This window comes from Vibrio pacinii DSM 19139, assembly GCF_000711795.1.
In the GTDB taxonomy this organism is placed as follows: domain Bacteria; phylum Pseudomonadota; class Gammaproteobacteria; order Enterobacterales; family Vibrionaceae; genus Vibrio; species Vibrio pacinii.
Genome location: NZ_JONH01000011.1, coordinates 169708 through 186677, shown reverse-complemented (window position 1 = coordinate 186677; position 16970 = coordinate 169708). Strand labels below are relative to the sequence as shown.

At 45.9% G+C, this 16970-nt stretch carries 16 protein-coding genes; 8 read left to right on the top strand and 8 right to left on the bottom strand.

Features of this window, described 5'->3' with window-relative positions:
• Window positions 1–70: 70 nt before the first annotated feature.
• Entirely contained in the window at window positions 71–1276 is a 1206-nt protein-coding gene (locus tag BS19_RS07955) for a putative manganese transporter (protein WP_038174490.1), read from the bottom strand.
• Window positions 1277–1483: 207 nt separating this feature from the next.
• On the opposite strand from BS19_RS07955, the gene BS19_RS07950 reads away from it, so the two are divergent.
• Together BS19_RS07950 and BS19_RS07945 are read left to right on the top strand one after the other, a co-directional pair.
• A complete protein-coding gene (locus BS19_RS07950; protein WP_038174489.1) occupies window positions 1484–2389 on the top strand; it encodes a manganese-dependent inorganic pyrophosphatase in 906 nt (301 codons plus the stop codon).
• 67 nt (window positions 2390–2456) lie between these two features.
• Entirely contained in the window at window positions 2457–2840 is a 384-nt protein-coding gene (locus tag BS19_RS07945) for a DUF2750 domain-containing protein (protein ID WP_038174488.1), read from the top strand.
• 3 nt (window positions 2841–2843) lie between these two features.
• Here the strand turns inward: BS19_RS07945 and BS19_RS07940 are convergent, their stop codons facing one another.
• From BS19_RS07940 to pspF, 7 genes are all read right to left on the bottom strand, one after another.
• On the bottom strand, window positions 2844–3626 hold the full coding sequence (locus BS19_RS07940) for a DUF2927 domain-containing protein (protein ID WP_038174486.1): 783 nt from the start codon (window positions 3624–3626) through the stop codon (window positions 2844–2846).
• Window positions 3627–3631: 5 nt separating this feature from the next.
• On the bottom strand, window positions 3632–4417 hold the full coding sequence (locus BS19_RS07935; protein ID WP_038174485.1) for a peptide ABC transporter ATP-binding protein: 786 nt from the start codon (window positions 4415–4417) through the stop codon (window positions 3632–3634).
• The gene (locus BS19_RS07930; protein WP_038174483.1) at window positions 4414–5412 is read right to left on the bottom strand and encodes a peptide ABC transporter ATP-binding protein; all 999 of its coding nucleotides are present in this window, start codon (window positions 5410–5412) and stop codon (window positions 4414–4416) included. The genes BS19_RS07935 and BS19_RS07930 overlap by 4 nt, the downstream gene beginning before the upstream one ends.
• On the bottom strand, window positions 5412–6299 hold the full coding sequence (gene sapC, locus BS19_RS07925; protein ID WP_038174482.1) for a putrescine export ABC transporter permease SapC: 888 nt from the start codon (window positions 6297–6299) through the stop codon (window positions 5412–5414). Before sapC ends, BS19_RS07930 begins: the two co-directional genes overlap by 1 nt.
• Entirely contained in the window at window positions 6286–7248 is a 963-nt protein-coding gene (locus BS19_RS07920) for an ABC transporter permease (RefSeq protein WP_038174480.1), read from the bottom strand. Before BS19_RS07920 ends, sapC begins: the two co-directional genes overlap by 14 nt.
• On the bottom strand, window positions 7248–8861 hold the full coding sequence (locus BS19_RS07915; protein ID WP_038174479.1) for an ABC transporter substrate-binding protein: 1614 nt from the start codon (window positions 8859–8861) through the stop codon (window positions 7248–7250). Before BS19_RS07915 ends, BS19_RS07920 begins: the two co-directional genes overlap by 1 nt.
• A 136-nt stretch (window positions 8862–8997) precedes the next feature.
• A complete protein-coding gene (gene pspF, locus BS19_RS07910) occupies window positions 8998–9990 on the bottom strand; it encodes a phage shock protein operon transcriptional activator (RefSeq protein WP_038174478.1) in 993 nt (330 codons plus the stop codon).
• 196 nt (window positions 9991–10186) lie between these two features.
• On the opposite strand from pspF, the gene pspA reads away from it, so the two are divergent.
• The 6 genes from pspA to BS19_RS07880 all read left to right on the top strand — a co-directional run bounded on the left by pspA (window position 10187) and on the right by BS19_RS07880 (window position 16923).
• Window positions 10187–10855, top strand: a complete 669-nt coding sequence (pspA, locus tag BS19_RS07905; RefSeq protein ID WP_038174477.1) for a phage shock protein PspA — start codon at window positions 10187–10189, stop codon at window positions 10853–10855.
• Between the two features lie 96 nt (window positions 10856–10951).
• A complete protein-coding gene (gene pspB, locus BS19_RS07900; protein ID WP_038174476.1) occupies window positions 10952–11185 on the top strand; it encodes an envelope stress response membrane protein PspB in 234 nt (77 codons plus the stop codon).
• On the top strand, window positions 11178–11567 hold the full coding sequence (pspC, locus tag BS19_RS07895) for an envelope stress response membrane protein PspC (protein WP_038174475.1): 390 nt from the start codon (window positions 11178–11180) through the stop codon (window positions 11565–11567). The genes pspB and pspC overlap by 8 nt, the downstream gene beginning before the upstream one ends.
• Before the next feature lie 140 nt (window positions 11568–11707).
• The gene (locus BS19_RS07890; RefSeq protein ID WP_038174474.1) at window positions 11708–12739 is read left to right on the top strand and encodes an efflux RND transporter periplasmic adaptor subunit; all 1032 of its coding nucleotides are present in this window, start codon (window positions 11708–11710) and stop codon (window positions 12737–12739) included.
• Window position 12740: 1 nt separating this feature from the next.
• On the top strand, window positions 12741–13829 hold the full coding sequence (locus tag BS19_RS07885) for an efflux RND transporter periplasmic adaptor subunit (protein WP_038174473.1): 1089 nt from the start codon (window positions 12741–12743) through the stop codon (window positions 13827–13829).
• Window positions 13822–16923 (top strand): efflux RND transporter permease subunit, encoded by a 3102-nt coding sequence (locus tag BS19_RS07880; protein ID WP_038174472.1) that lies wholly within the window; start codon window positions 13822–13824, stop codon window positions 16921–16923. Before BS19_RS07885 ends, BS19_RS07880 begins: the two co-directional genes overlap by 8 nt.
• Window positions 16924–16970 lie beyond the last annotated feature (47 nt).

The following is a 16970-nucleotide window of genomic DNA, read 5'->3' as shown; positions in this document are numbered from 1 at the left end:
CACGATTATTGGTCACTCCCTCCTTATTTGCGCCCTCTAAACCAGGGCGCTTTTTTGTTGTCTTTGACTCTCATCGTTCAAATAAGAAGTAGTAGCTGTAACCGACTAAAAGTGCGGGCAGGGCTGAGTATAAACTTGCGACGAGCGCAGCTTTAGGGGCCAAAGCAATAGCAGGAAACAGGGCGTCCCCGTCGTTTGAAATGGCATTGGCGAGTTGTGCTGAAAGAGGGGCAACGCCAGAGAGGTAAAGGCTAGTGACCAATATTTGTGGCCCACATCCTGGCAGGAGGCCAATCGCAAGCCCCATCATCGGCATCCAAGCTCCGCAGTTTGCTAGTGTTGTGCCTAAATCAATATTTGCGGCGAAAGTTATCAGCTCAAATGCAATAAACGCAACGATGACCCAAGCGGTAACAAAGTTGGTGTCTTGGGCAGCCTTTTGCATTGGATGAGACGCCGTTGTTTTATGGTCTTCAGCGACCGTCGACTCATAGTCATTAATTTCTTTTGTCACAGACCAAAGTAACATACTGATAATAATCAATATAGCGCCAAGCCATTCGATACTTTGGTGCGGTAATGCGAGCAATTGGTTTACATCAACTTGGAAAGTATTGACGCTGGCGATAAGCGTGGTGGGCACAAGCAGCCACTTCCAAAAGGTGCCTTGTAGATTTATCGCCGTTTGTTCGATATGGCGATCTCGATTACGACAGCATCGCGCTAATAAGGGCTGGTGAGTCTGTACTGGCCTTAAAAAGTCGTCTTTGTGTATTGCATTGATAGCCCAACCGCTAAGGCAACCGACCACAATCCCAATGGCAACTACCAAGATACCAATATCAGGCTGACTCGCGAGTAAAAGAAATGCAGCATCACCCATGGTTGATGTCAACACGGCCACCAAAGCGCCAAAACCGACCCGACCACTGACAAACTGCGTTGTCACAATGATCGCGCCGCCACAACCAGGAAGCGCCCCAAGTAGCGCTGCAAACATCACTTGATAGTGGCGAGAACGATGATACATAGTCACCAGATAGTGTTGTCCGCTAAAGAAGCGTGACAGATAGTGATAGAGTGCCAGAGTCAAGGCCACATAACTGGCAACTGCCCAAAAAGCATCTGACAGCGATATTAACACTATCTCTCGTGTAGCTTCAGCGAGTAGCAATACTATTAGACTGATAGGTAACAATAAGCGTTTATAGGTCAGCCTAAACTGAGCGAAATTTAGCCAAACTAGGCGTTCTAACTGAGGCGTGGTACTGTTCATAATGCGCGCCGTTGCAAATGGGAATCATTATCATTATATGGTAATGAGAATTATTTGCAACAATGGCTCGGGCTTGTTGAGTTATAAGCTTGGACTTATAACGAAATTTTCTTTAGCAGCCGATGACAAATGGCTAAAAAAGGGTAAAATATCAGCTTTGTGAGTAATTGCCCAAGTTGGGTAGAATAAAGTCAGATAGGAAAAAAGATGATTCTAGTTGTAGGTCACAAGAACCCTGATAGCGATAGTATCTGTAGTGCACTGGTTGCAACTGAGCTACTAACTGCGCGTGGTGTGGAAGCAAAGCCGATTCGCCAAGGTGAAATTAATCGTGAAACTCAACACATTCTTGAAGTCGCTGACGCACAAGTACCTGAGTTACGTACTTCAGTTGCGGGTGAAAAAATCTGGTTGGTTGACTACTCAGATTTAGCTCAGGCTCCTGATGATGTGGCGGATGCTGAAATTCTTGGTATTGTTGACCATCACCGCCTTGGGGATGTGATGACAGTTAACCCAATGGAAGCTTGGATCTGGCCTGTAGGCTGTACTAATACAGTGTTATTCAATATGTTCAAGATCGAAGGCCATGAGATCAAGCCGCAAATCGCCAAGCTGATGATGTCTGCAATCCTGTCTGATACCGTTGGTTTTGCTTCACCAACTTGTACTCAAAAAGATAAAGATGCCGTTGCTGAACTGGCTGAAATCGCAGGTGTCACTGATCTTGATACTTTCATTAAAGATCTACTGATTGCGAAAACTGACATCGAAGGCTTGTCTGCTGCTGAGCTAGTTGAGAAAGACTTAAAAGGCTATCCATTTAATGGTCGTGACGTTGTTGTCGGCCAGGTAGAGCTAGCGACACTTGAACAAGTTGATGACATGATCGAAGCGCTTGAAGCGGATCTTGAGCGCCGCTGCGCTGAACAAGGTCTTGCGTTTGCTGCGGTAATGCTTACCGATATCACCACGGCGCAAACTCGTCTACTCTACAAAGGTGAGTGGGCTGATAAACTGGTTAAGCACGAGAAAGATGGCGTGCTAATGATGGAAAACACACTCAGCCGCAAGAAACAAGGCTGGCCTTGGCTACAAGCTGAACTGGCGTAAGTCGTTTTCAATTGATATTTTTAAACGCCCATGGTTATGCCGTGGGCGTTTTATTTAGGGGGTTCTTATGTCACAACCACTAACGAAAGAGCAAATCGAGTCAGTCGATAAAATGCGTCCAGAAGAACGCTTTAACTTCTGTATTAAAGAGATTGCGCAGCAGCGCAAGGTTTGGATTCTAACCGATGAGCATGGCAGCGTGATGCTGAATACCGAAGATGAAGATTGTGTTCCTGTATGGCCACATCAAGAGTTCGCTCTGCAATGGGCAACAGGAGAGTGGGAGCATTGCACGGCTGAGTCTATTTCGACAGCAAAATGGTTTAGCCGCTGGACGCGTGGCTTGGAAGATGACGAATTGGCAGTTGTTGTGTTTCCAAATGACAACGAAGAGGGCATGGTGCTCTATCCAGATGAGTTTGAATCTGAGCTCAGAAAGCGCGGTGCTTAAAGGTTAATACCCGATCAGTTGAAACAGTTCACCGCTGGTGGATATCGAGACGGCACTATTTAATGTGCCGTCTTTTTTATAGCGCTGTATTAATGGCCGGATAACGTCTCTCACTTGTTGTTCGTTCATCCCCGGTTTGAGTTGCGGCTCGTACAAAAGTTTGAGCAACACAACATCTAGCGGAGAGAGCAAATCTTCGGCGGTTTCGTCATTGAAGATTGAAGGGTAAGCGTACTCAGAGTCATTCGGGAGACCGAGCACTTGAGTGATCTCTTCGACAATACACGCGAGCAGTTTACCGTGCTCCCGAGCTTGATCGACTGGAATTATCACGGCCGCTTGAAAAATAGCACCATCGCCAGAGACTTGATAGCCTGCTTTACAGATCGCCCCATAGACATGCTTAAGAGCCGAGGCACCAAACTGCGTTTTAATATCTTGACGCCAAGTCGATTCACGAGTGTAAATCCAAGTGACGTTTGCTTGGTCGGGTGAAGTGACGCGACGTATCAAATGGCCAGTGATTTGCTCTAAATGACGAATATGAGCGTTAGTGAGTTGATCATGTAACGCTTGATCGCCAACCTTATGTTCAACCCATACCTTTATTGGCTGTCGCCATTTAACCAAAGGTTTTTGGCCGGCAGAGTATTCATTGCGCAGTGCAACGTTGATAAAAGCAGTCTCGATAAACTGGGGATCAAGCCAAGTCTTTTGATTTCCACCGCCATACGCATTGATGGCGATCAAGAGTGAAATAAGCCCAATCAATCTTGTCTGCCACATTGCGATCACCTGAAACGGGCCACTTTGTTAAAGTGACTTTCCACCAAGCGTTGAGTGATTGGATGCTGAGGATAGGTGAGAACTTGATGAGTTTCACCGCTCTCTACTACATCACCTTCGTGCATCACCATCACTTTATCGGTGATGTGTTTGATGATACCAATGTGCTGAGATACATATACAAACGATAGCCCCATCTCTTCTTGAAGCTCTAAAAACAGGTTGATGATTTGTGAACGCATCGCCATATCAAGACCATTGAGCGCTTCATCAGCCACAATGATTGAGGGTTGCAAAATCAGAGCACGGGCCAAACATACGCGCTGCTTTTGCCCTGTTGCTAACATTTGCGGATAAAAGTAGGCATGTTCAGGTAGAAGTCCAACACGCAGTAGTGTCTCTTTGATACGTTTAATGCGTGCTTGAGGAGGCATGCTAGTATTTCGTTTCAATGGCCCATCAAGAATTTGGCCAATTTGAATACGCGGGTTCAAAGACGTGTTGGGGTCTTGAAAAATCATCCGAATAAGCTTGCAGCGCGTCTCATAGTCGCGATGTTCTAAACGCTCGCCATTAACACGTATTTCGCCAGAGGTTGGCTCTACAACCCCAGCGAGCATCCGCGCTAATGTGGATTTCCCTGACCCATTTTGACCAATAAAGCCAATGGTTTGTCCTGCCTCTAAGCTGAAGCTGACCGGTTTGACTGCTTGGTGGACTTTCTTGCGTAATAGCCCAGGCCGAGTCACAAAAGACTTAGAGAGATCGTTGACTTCTAATAGCGCACTCATGCTTGTTTCTTCTCCGTATTGAGAGGGAAGTGGCAGGCAAATTTATGGTTTTTAATTCGTCTGGTTAGTGGTATTTCGACACATTGACGCTGCGCATAAGGACAGCGTGGACCAAGACGACAACCAATTGGTAAGTGCTGCAGTGGTGGAATGGATCCTGGTAGTGAGTGCAGTTTCTCTTTGTGTGGTATCCATTCATTAAAATCTGGCATCGCTTTGAGTAGCGCGAAGGTATAAGGGTGCTTAGGTTTGGTCAGAATCTTTTGGGTATCAGCCGATTCTACCGACTGGCCACAATACATCACGGTAATTCGTGTTGCCCACTGTGTAATGGTATTCAAGTCATGACCGATAAGCAGAATTGAGGTGTTATGGACTTGATTCATTCGGCTCAACAGACGTAAGATCTGTGATTGTGTAATCGGGTCGAGGTCATTGGTTGGCTCATCAGCAATCAGCAACTTTGGCTTGGCCGCAATCGCCATAGCAATCATGATCTTTTGGCATTCCCCATCAGTCAGTTCGTAGGGATAGCTACTCATGATTTGTTGGTGGTTTTTAATGCCGACTTTATGCAGCAGGGCGGCGGCTTGTTTTTTTCGCCATTTGAATCGTTGCCACCACTTGCCATCAAAAGAGCGGGCAGGAATTGACTCAATAAGCTGCTTACCCACCTCATCGGATGGGTCTAAACAGGTTGATGGCTCTTGAAAAATCATGGCGATGTCACGGGCGATTACCCGTCGGCGCTCTTTTGGCGTCAATTGCAGTAAATCGATATTGCCCAAGCGCATTCGATCGGCAGTCACTTTCCAATTGTCTTTACATACACCGACAATCGCTTTTGCTACCAAGCTTTTACCTGAGCCAGACTCTCCCACCAGACCACGAATTTCGCCCTCGTTGAGGGTTAAGCTCATACGATCAACCGCCTTCATCATGCCTTGCGGTGTCTCGATTTCAATCGTTAAATGGCGAATATCTAATAGCGGCATTATTCGATCCCCGCGTTAAGTGCTTGGCGAACCCCTTCACCAACGAGGTTGATGACCACAACGGTAAACATAATTGCCAAACCAGGTAGAGTCACTGTCCAAGGGGCGAGATAAATAAGCTCCACAGAGTCACCAAGAATTGCCCCCCATTCCGTGCTAGGAGCTTGTGCGCCTAAACCTAGAAAACCGAGTGCGGTAATGTCGAGAATGGCGACAGAGAGTGCAAGGGTGATTTCAGAGGCAATCACCACCAATATATTAGGAATAATCGAGTTCCACAGCAGATAAATATCGTTCGCTCCATCTAGGCGTGCCGCCATGATGTAGTCTTTCTCGACTTCAGCATGAATGGCGATATAAATTGAACGAATAAAGCGCGGAATTAAGGCTAAACAGATAGCCAATAAAATATTGAATTCGCCAAAGCCAAGAAAAGCGACAAAGATGATCGCAAGGAGCAGCGATGGAATTGACATTACCGTATCAAGTAAGTGGTTGAGGGTACTAGAAAGTAAGCCCTTGGTCATACCGGCAAGAACCCCAATTGCGCAGCCAATCACAGTGGCAATCAGAGTGATAATCAGCGCGGCGCCAAACGTGAAGCGAGAGCCATCAATCAAACGCGACAGGATATCTCGTCCGAGATCGTCAGTGCCGAGGAAGTACTCGACGGTACCTTGTGGGTTCCAAGAGGGTGGTAGCAAGAGTTCACTCGACTGAGCCTGAGGATCATGTGGTGTAATCCAAGGTGAAACCAAGGTTAACAGCACAACGAGTATCAGACACCAAAGCCCAAACATTGCCAGGTTATTGGCTCGGTAGCTGCGCCAAAAACGCTCTAACTGAGTCGGAATGCGATCTTCTTGATAAACGTTATCGGTTAGCATACCACTCTTTCCTTACTAGCGGGTTGACCATAGCGCCAATCAAATCAGACAGAATATTAGCAGTGAGAACCAATGAGGCAACAACAATCACCCCAGCTTGGATAGCAACATAATCTTGGTTTGAGAGCGCATCAAGTAACCAACGGCCAATACCCGGCCAGTTAAAAATCGACTCCGTTATGATTGCTAGCGTTAACATACTTGACAGCTGTACGCCGATCTTTGGAATAATCGGTGGAATAGCGTTACGCAGTACGTGTTGAGTCACAATCTCATGCGTCGATAAACCTTTGATTCGCGCGGCACGAATATAGTTTTGCCCCATGACCTCAGATACTGATGCGCGCATCAGACCAATAACTTGAGTGGTGGGAGCCAAAGCCAGAACCAGACATGGCAAAATTAAATGCTCAATCACGCTTTGTAAGGCGTGGGCGCGGTATTCACCACTGGCAAAAAAGGCATCGATCAAAGCAAATCCCGTCACATGTTCGATTTGGTACAACAAGTCGTAACGACCTGCAACTGGAAACACTTCCAAGTGAAGTGAAAACACCATAATCATTAACAACGCAATCCAAAATAGGGGCGCAGAATAACCCGACATTGAAGTGAATGAGATGGCGGTGTCAATCCACTTACCTTGTTTCATGCCAGCTAAGGTGCCGATTGGAATGCCAATAAGTAGCGAAATGATAAAGGCGAGTAAGCAAAGCTCAAGTGTGGCAGGGAAGACGGTTTTCAATTCGTCAACAATCGGCACACCATTTTTTGTGACGCCAAAGTTGAGTTGCATCAGTTCGCCTAAATAGGAGAACCAACCGCTCCAAAAGTCTTGCAGAGCCCAATGCGAGTCTGGTTCAAGGCGCAAAATACTGAAACCAACCATGGTCAGAATCAATAGTGTGATAATAAATAGGTTGAGTCTACGTAGACTATAAAACAGCATTATTTGACCCTCTCGACGTTATCAAAAGGTTGCACATTGAAAGGGCTGACCTTGAAGCCAGTTAAAGATCGGTGCTGAGCTTGCAGTTGCATGCCATGGTTGAGTGGGATGACCGGAAACTCTTCGTTCAATATATTTTGTGCTTGCTTATATAAGTTAAGTCGATAGCGCTGTTTATCGACTTCTAGCGCAAGATCGAGCAAAAAGTCGAAATCAGGGTTGCACCAGCTAGAAACATTCAACCCGACGCGGTTGGATTCACAAGAAAGTAACGGTCGAAGGAAGTTGTCAGGATCTCCGGTGTTTGCAATCCAGCCGGTTAAAAACAGATCGATATTATTGTCACGGTCGCTTCGATCAAAGCGATCTTCTGTGATGAGATTTAAGGTAATGCCAATATCGGCAAAATTCGCTTGGATGAGTTCTGCGGTTTTACGCGGACTCGGGTTATAGGCTCTTGGTTCAAGGGGGACCAACATACTGAGCTCTAACCCTTGACTGAAACCTGCGTCGCGCAACAGTGCCAAAGCATAGTTACGATCATAACGAATTTGTACCACATCCTTTTGGTAAGCCCATGAGGATGGAGGCAGAACAGAATAGGCTTGACTCCCCGTACCATAGTAAACAGAGTCCAGAATATTGTGTCGGTTAATGGCGTAATTGAGCGCTTTTCTCACTCTGGCATCACTGAGGGCCGGGTGAGAAGTATTCACCGCAACAAACGAAATATTCATGGCGGGTTTGGCCATCAGTTCAATGTCACTGTTTTGATTGATCACAGGTAACTGGCTAGAAAGCGGAGAATTCAATACATCACACTCTTTGCGCAGTAATTTGGCTAACGTTCCGGTGCCGCGCTGAGAAATATCGAACACGACTTGATTCATTTTTGGAGCACGTTTCCAATACCCATCATGTCGCTTTAGACGAATTAAATCGTTAACTTGATATTCAGCAAGGTAGAAAGGGCCGGTGCCAACAGGGTGACTGTCTAGCATGCCTTTATCATCTCTTAGCTCAAGTTGATTGGCATACTGTTTAGAGTGGATAACCGCGTGACTGGTAGCAATATTGGATAGAAAACTGTTATCCGGACGGCTAAGAATAAATCGCACTTGGTTGTCTGAAAGTGCCACCACATCAATCACTAAGTTCTGAAAGTCGACCCCACTAAACCAAGGGTACAGTCCGTTACCAACATGGTGAAACGGGTTGGTCTTATCAAGAATACGACGAAAGCTAAATACCACATCAGACGCGTTCATTGGTCGTGACGGGGTAAACCACGCGGTGGTCTGGAATTGGACATGGTCACGCAGGGTGAAGGTGTACTCAGTACCTTGAGTATTGACCGTCCAATCGCTCGCTAAGCTAGGAACTGGTTGGTAATTCTCAGAATCGAGCGTCAACAAGGTGTTAAAAATCTGCGGGCTCAGGGTTTCTGTAGTGATGCCACTATCAACCAATTGAGGGTTAAATGTCGTGGGGCCACCTTGACCACAATAGACAAACCCCTTTTGACGGATTTTATCGTGGTCGAGCTCTTCACCACACCCGGTGATTAGGGCGAGACCGACTAAACTTAATGTAAACTGAATGAATGCTTTCATAGAAAGAACAATTGTCTGAGACAAAGCAGAAATGAACGGGTCATTATGCCTTAAGATGTTAATAATTTACCACTAATACACAGTGGTAACAAAAGTAAAACCCTAGAATTTATAGGTTCGCCTATCTTGTTGCCCGTCAACTCAGTTTGGTTAAGTCATATTTACGCACCATTCCTCTGAATTGATGGTAGCTTAATCCCAAAAGCTCGGCGGCTTTACGTTGATTGTATTGACTGTGCTTTAACGCTTGTTTAAGTATGAGCTGATCTTGCTGCTCCTGCCACTGTTTGTAATCCAGTGGGAAGTCAAAACGTATCTCAGCGTCTGTTTGCGTGTCATTGCAAGACAGTGGTTCGTCACTCCAATTCGATTTAAATGGGTCAAAGACTAGCTGCTCGATTGGTGTGTGCTGAGCGCCATGCTGGTAGACGGCGCGCTCAATCAAGTTTTTCAGCTCGCGGATATTGCCGGGCCATGGGTAATCGAGTAGATCTTGCTCGGCCTGTTGGCTAAAGCCGACAAAGTAATCGAACCCAAGCTCACGGCACATTTTAATGGCGTAGTACTCGGCCAGTAACAAGATGTCTTCGCGACGTTGTCTAAGAGGGGGAAGGTGAATAACATCAAAAGCTAAACGATCGAGCAGATCGGCACGAAAGTCGCCTTGTTGCGCCATGGTAGGTAAATCGGCATTGGTTGCACAAACCAAGCGCACATTAGCACTGAGTTGTTGGTGACCACCGACTCGTTCATATTGACCATATTCAATCACACGTAGCAGTTTTTCTTGTACCAATAAAGGCGCTGTGGCCAGTTCATCGAGAAACAGAGTACCGTTTTCTGCACGTTCAAAACGCCCTTTGTGGCGACCTTTTGAGCCAGTGAATGAACCTTGCTCATGGCCAAACAGTTCAGAATCAATCAAGCCTTCACTTAAGCTTGAGCAATTAAGAGAAAGTAACGGTTGATCCCAACGCTTAGATAAGTAATGAAGGCGTTGAGCGATCAATTCCTTACCTGTCCCTCTTTCACCAATAATTAGCACCGGTCGCTCAATGGCGGCGAGTTTTGAAACTTTATCGAGCACCGATAGAAACAGCGGCGACTCGCCAATCAGATTTTGTTGCATCAAGCACTCCGTGGTGAAATTTACCAACCCTTGGTCAAATTCATCACACATTAATCATAAAAGCAATGCCAATTTATTTAAATGTCTGATTTTTAAGTTCTTTTAAATTGGCACGCTACTTGAAATGAATTAAGGGTGATTCAATTTATGAGGGTGGAAGTGTCCATCCTCGGGGAAGCAACAAAGGAGCCTCACTATGGGTATTTTCTCTCGATTCGCAGATATCGTAAATTCAAACATCAGTGCTCTCTTGGACAAAGCCGAAGATCCTGAAAAAATGATTCGTCTTATTATTCAGGAAATGGAAGACACCTTGGTCGAGGTGCGGACCAATTCAGCAAAAGCGATTGCAGACAAGAAAGAGTTGGCGCGCAAAGTTGAGTCAATCGAACACGCGATTGATGAATGGCAGCAAAAAGCGACATTGGCACTGACCAAGCAGCGTGAAGATCTGGCTCGCTCGGCATTAATCGAGAAGCAAAAGCTGCAAGATATGCTCAAAGGGCTGCACACCGAACAAACGCTAGTTGAAGAGACGATCGATAAGTTGACCGGAGAAATTGGTAAGTTAGAAACCAAAATTACCGAGACTCGTGCCAAGCAACAAGCTTTAGCGATTCGTGGTCAAAGTGCGTCTAATCGTCGTGATGTGCAAAAGCACTTACATACTTCTCGTACCAGTGAAGCGATGGCGAAGTTTGAGCAATACTCGCGTAAAATTGATGAAATGGAAGCGGAAGCCGATGTCTATGCTCAAAGCGGTAATGCAAAGTCACTGGATCAAGAGTTTGCTGACTTACAAGCACAAGATGAAATTGAAAAAGAACTAGCAAAACTAAAACAACAAATGGAAGATAAGAAATAACCATTTGGGTCAGTTGTTGGTCACTAATTTTTGTTAGTTTAGTTGGGCAGATAGCTTGCGGGGAGCATGGCTATCTGTCTGTTAAAGGAGTCAAATATGTCCTCATTTCTTATCGCCGTTCCGTTGAGCGTCTTTATGATTTTCGTCGCGCCGCTGTGGGTGTTTTTGCACTATCGAAGTAAAAAGCACGCCAGTACAGGCCTATCGCAAGATGATCTAGAGCGGTTAGAATCTTTATCGAAAAAAGCAGAACAGATGCAACAGCGAGTCGACACCTTAGAACGTATTTTAGATGCAGAAACACCGACATGGAGGCGACGCTATGAATAGAACAGAGCTGTACCGTGACCCCATTAATGGCAAGATTTCCGGGGTTTGCGCCGGGTTGGCTAACTATTTTGCGATAGAGGTGTGGTTGGTACGTATCTTGTTCATCTCGGCATTTCTGCTTGGCGGCAGTTTTTTAGTCTTGTTGACGTATGCGGCGATGACATTAATGATTGAAAAACAACCAGCCAATTATGTTGAGTCGATTAAAGTGCAGCAGGAGCATAAACTAAAGAACAAACCATGGCAGCAAGGTCAAACGCCAGATTCACTGCTTAACACGATAGAAAAAGACTTTCATCAGTTAGAGGGACAAGTCCGTGATCTAGAGGCGTACGTTACGTCGGACAGGTTTAAGGTTGACCGAGAGTTTAAATCACTATAATCGCTGGTTCTAAAAATGCGACTTTTCACTCAGAACAAGGGCAAATGACTAATTTGCATACTAATTTGTCGTACGTTTAGTGGAACTCCTGAGCCCATTCATCTATGTTGTAACTAATCATTACCATTGGATGAATCACTATGTACAAACTGGCCTTGTTACTTGCCACAAGCGCCGCTCTGAGCGGTTGTGGCAAGGAACTTCCTCCCGTCCCTGAGCCTGACTCGCGTCCTGCCAAACTGTTTACGGTTTCTCTCGGCAATTCACAATTTCAACGCAGCTTTCCTGCGAATTCAGAAGCCGGAGATAAAGTTATTTTGGCTTTTCGTGTGCCTGGCCAAATGCAGTCTATTGAAGTACTTGCTGGTCAACAGGTTCAAAAGGGAGAGGTATTGGCGAAGCTCAATCCTGATGAGTATTCACTGCTAGCCAAACAAGCCGAAGCACAATTTCGCTTAGCCGATGTCCAATATCAACGCTATACAAAGTTGCGCGCAGATAAAGTTGTGTCAGAGCAAGACTTTGACCAAGCGAAAGCCAATCATAATTCCGCTAAAGCCACGCTTGAGCAAGCTCAGGCGAACCTGAAATACACACAATTAGTTGCGCCGTATGATGGCACGATATCGTTAATCCCGGCGGAGAATTATGAGTACATCGCCGCCAAGCAAGGGGTGATGAACATTCAAACCAACCAATTGATGAAAATCATGTTTTTGCTTCCTGACCATCTTTTGAATCGTTTTTCTCGCGGGGTTAACTTAACCGCAATGATGACGTTTGATGCCTTTCCGAATCATCAATATGAGCTGTTATTTCAAGAAGTCGATACAGAAGCTGATCCAAAGACTGGTTCTTATAAAGTGACGATGATCATGGAAAGACCGAATGATGTGGGGATCTTGCCTGGCATGGCAGGAACGGTCAATGTGACTGTTGAATCAACGGGGGCAACTAAGATACCGCCATCAGCATTAATGGAGCAAGATGGTGCCTATTACGTTTGGCGTGTTGATTTACAAGGAATGGTCAGTAAAGCGCAGATAACTCTTAATGAGAAAGGAGAGGTGAGTAGCGGCTTAGAAGAGGGTGACCAAATCATCATCTCTGGCGTTGAAGGTATCGAGCCGGGAATCAAAGTGCGAGAGTGGATCAAAGAGCGAGGATTGTAAAATGAAGCAATGGTTTAAACTCTGCGCTCTCTCGACTGCGGCGCTTATCGTAGGTTGTGGCGGAGAGCCTGACTACATCGACTTTGGTTTGCCAAAAGTCAAAGTTGTTGATCTTTCTAACAGCGAAGAAAGGTTAGACAAACTCTACTTCCCTGCCGTTGCGAATGCGGCGGAACGTTCGCACCTTAGCTTTCGTGTCGCAGGAGAGATCAATAATATCTATGTGAAAGAAGGTCAACGCTTAACCAAAGGCACTCTTATTGCTGAGATAGACCCAACTGATTATCGTCTTCAGGTCGATAATGCCGCGGCGCGCTTTAGTGTCGTAGACAGTCAATTTAAGCGATCTAAACCTTTGGTTGATAAAGGTCTGTTAGCCAAATCTCAATTTGATGAGATTGATGCCAATCGACAAATTGCGCTTGCTGAACTTGAGCTCTCGAAGTTGCGCCTCTCATTTACCAAGCTTTATGCCCCAGTCGATGGCATTATTTCTCGCGTCAGCGTTGACCAATTTGAAAATATTCAAGTTGGTCAGCAAGTGGTCAATATCCATAGTATTGAAAACGTCGAAGTACTCATCCAACTACCCGATCGCTTATACACTAGTCAGCCCAGCCATCAAGAGATGGAAGCTCTCGAGACCTTTGTTAAAGTGCCAAGCGGTAACGTGTACCCAGCTACCGTCAAGGAATACACCACCGAACCAGACCCTGCGACAGGTACTTTCACTGTAACGCTGTCACTGCCAATGCCAGAGCAAGAGTTTATTCTGGACGGTATGGCGGTCGAGGTTACAGCGAAAGGTGGCCAAGCTGACATCAATTTCACGCAAGGTGTACAAGTGCCAGTTGGGGCGTTATTTAACGATGACGGCGCATCAATCGAGCGAGAAAACAAGTTCGTCTGGCTGGTTAATCCCGACAATACGGTGACCAAGCGAAAAGTCGTGACTGGCAATGTGAGTCAAAATGTAGTGCAGATACTGGATGGCTTAAAGCCAGATCAGAAAATCGTGATTGCCGGAATCTCACCGCTAAGGGAAGGAATGAAAGTGCAAATCGTAAACCAGGAGGCAGACAATGAGTGAGCAACAGACCAATTCGCCTCAAAGTGATGACAACATTACCGGCATAGCGGCTTATTTCATCCGCAACCGCGTGATTAGTTGGATGATTTCACTGATTTTCTTGATTGGTGGTACTGCGGCGTTTTTTGGATTAGGCCAACTAGAAGATCCAGCATTTACTATCAAAGATGCCATGGTGGTCACCTCTTATCCTGGTGCGACACCTCAACAGGTAGAAGAAGAGGTTACCTACCCAATAGAGAAAGCGATTCAACAGTTGACCTATGTCGATGAAGTCAACTCGATTTCAAGTCGGGGTCTGTCGCAAATCACCGTTACGATGAAAAACAATTTCGGGCCAGATGATCTTCCCCAGATATGGGATGAGCTGCGTAGGAAGGTCAATGACCTTAAAGGTCAGCTGCCTCCGGGAGTCAACTCGCCACAAGTTATTGATGATTTTGGCGATGTGTACGGTATTTTGCTTGCGGTCACGGGGCAGGGCTACAGCTACAAAGAGTTGCTCGATTATGTGGATTACTTGCGCCGTGAACTTGAACTCGTTGATGGCGTCAGTAAAGTGTCAGTTTCTGGGCAGCAGCAAGAGCAAGTGTTCATTGAAATTTCGATGAAACGCTTGAGTAGTTTAGGGCTTGCGCCGCAAACGGTGTTTAATTTGCTGTCGACACAAAACGTAGTATCGAGTGCCGGAGCGATTCGAATTGGTGATGAATACATACGTATCCACCCAACAGGCGAGTTCCAAAGCGTCGATAAACTGGGTGATTTAATCATTACTGAGAGTGGTGCTCAAGGACTGATCTATTTAAAAGATGTGGCAGAAATCAAGCGTGGCTACGTTGAAGTACCGAGCAACATCATCACTTTCAATGGCAAGCTGACCTTGAATATGGGCGTGTCGTTCGCGCAAGGCGTGAACGTAGTCGAAGTCGGCAAGCGATTTGATCGACGTCTTGCCGAGTTGAAGTATCAGCAGCCAGTGGGTGTTGATATTGCAGAAATCTACAGTCAGCCAAAAGAGGTCGACAAATCCGTCAGTGGCTTTGTTGTCAGCTTAGCTCAAGCGGTTGCGATTGTGATTATCGTATTACTGTTTTTTATGGGTTTACGTTCTGGGCTATTGATCGGGCTCATCTTACTGCTTACCGTGTTGGGTACCTTCATTTTCATGAAGTATTTTGCCATCGATTTGCAGCGTATATCGTTGGGCGCATTGGTTATTGCGCTAGGTATGTTGGTAGACAATGCCATTGTGGTGGTCGAAGGCATATTGATAGGTACCCAGAAAGGCCGTACTAGGATGCAAGCGGCAACTGACATTGTTACGCAAACCAAATGGCCGCTTTTGGGGGCAACGGTGATTGCGGTGACTGCCTTTGCGCCAATTGGTCTGTCTGAAGATGCGACAGGCGAATATTGTGGCACTTTATTTACTGTGCTGCTGATCTCTTTAATGCTTAGCTGGTTTACCGCAATCTCGCTTACCCCGTTTTTTGCCGATATTTTCTTTAAAGGACAAAAGTTTAAGCAAACTGGTGAAGAGAGCGATCCTTACAACGGGATGATCTTTGTTGTCTACAAGAACTTCCTAGAGTTTTGCATGAAGCGCGCTTGGCTGACTGTGATTGTATTAGTTTTAGGCTTAGCTGCCAGTATTGGTGGCTTTACTCAAGTCAAACAGTCTTTCTTCCCTTCGTCAACAACGCCGATTTTTCAAACGGATATCTGGTTGCCTGAGGGAACCGATATTCGCGCGACCAACACCAAGCTTAAAGCGCTGGCGTCTTGGTTGTCTGATCAAGACGGCGTTGAACATATCACCACAACGGCTGGTAAAGGCTTGCAACGCTTTATGCTGACTTACGCGCCAGAGAAAAGCTACGCCGCCTATGGTGAAATCACGACCCGAGTGACCAATTATGAGCAATTGGATCGTTTAATGAGTGATTTCAGGCAGCACCTAGAACAGGGCTTTCCTGAGTTAAATTACAAGCTGAAAAAGATTGAACTCGGTCCAGGTGGTGGAGCAAAAATCGAAGCTCGAGTCATAGGCTCGGACCCTACGGTGCTGCGTGGTATTGCGCGCCAAGTGGAAGATATTATGCATGCAGACCCAGGCGCGACCAATATTCGTCACGACTGGCGCGAGCGTACTAAGATCTTAGAGCCTCAATTTAACGAGAGCCAAGCTCGACGTTACGGCATCACTAAATCCGATGTCGACGAGTTCTTAGCCATGTCTTTCTCGGGCAAAACCGTGGGTGTCTATCGTGATGGTACCACCTTAATGCCGATCGTGGCGCGATTGCCTGAAGATGAGCGAATTGATATTCGTAACATTGAAGGAATGAAGATCTGGAGCCCGGCATTAAGTGAATACATTCCGCTGCAACAAATTACCTTAGGTTACGACTTACGTTGGGAAGACCCGATTATTGTGCGTAAGAACCGTAAACGTACACTGACTATTATGGCGGATCCGGATATTCTTGGTGAAGAAACCGCAGCGACACTGCAAAAACGCTTGATGCCATTGATAGAGGCGATAGAACTTCCACCAGGTTATTCATTGGAGTGGGGCGGAGAGTATGAGTCGTCTAGTGACGCTCAAGAATCTCTGTTTACCACCATGCCGATGGGTTACTTGTTTATGTTCCTAGTAACTGTGTTTCTGTTTAATTCGGTTAAAGAGCCAATCATTGTCTGGCTTACCGTGCCTTTAGCGATTATTGGTGTGACGACGGGATTATTGGTCTTAGATACGCCATTTGGCTTTATGGCGCTGTTGGGTTTCTTAAGCTTATCGGGGATGTTACTTAAAAACGGCATCGTGTTACTCGATCAGATTGAAATAGAAATGCACTCCGGCAAAGATCCTTATATAGCCGTTGTGGATGCTGCGCTCAGCCGTGTGCGACCTGTTTGTATGGCGGCGATTACGACGGTGTTGGGTATGGTGCCACTATTACCCGATATCTTCTTTAAACCGATGGCGGTGACAATCATGTTTGGTCTTGGCTTTGCTACTGTCCTGACACTTATTGTCGTGCCTGTGTTGTATGGTCTATTTCACAAAGTGAAAGTACCTAATTAAATCAAGTTACTACGATTACGCCTCTGACTTTGTCGGGGGCGTTTTTT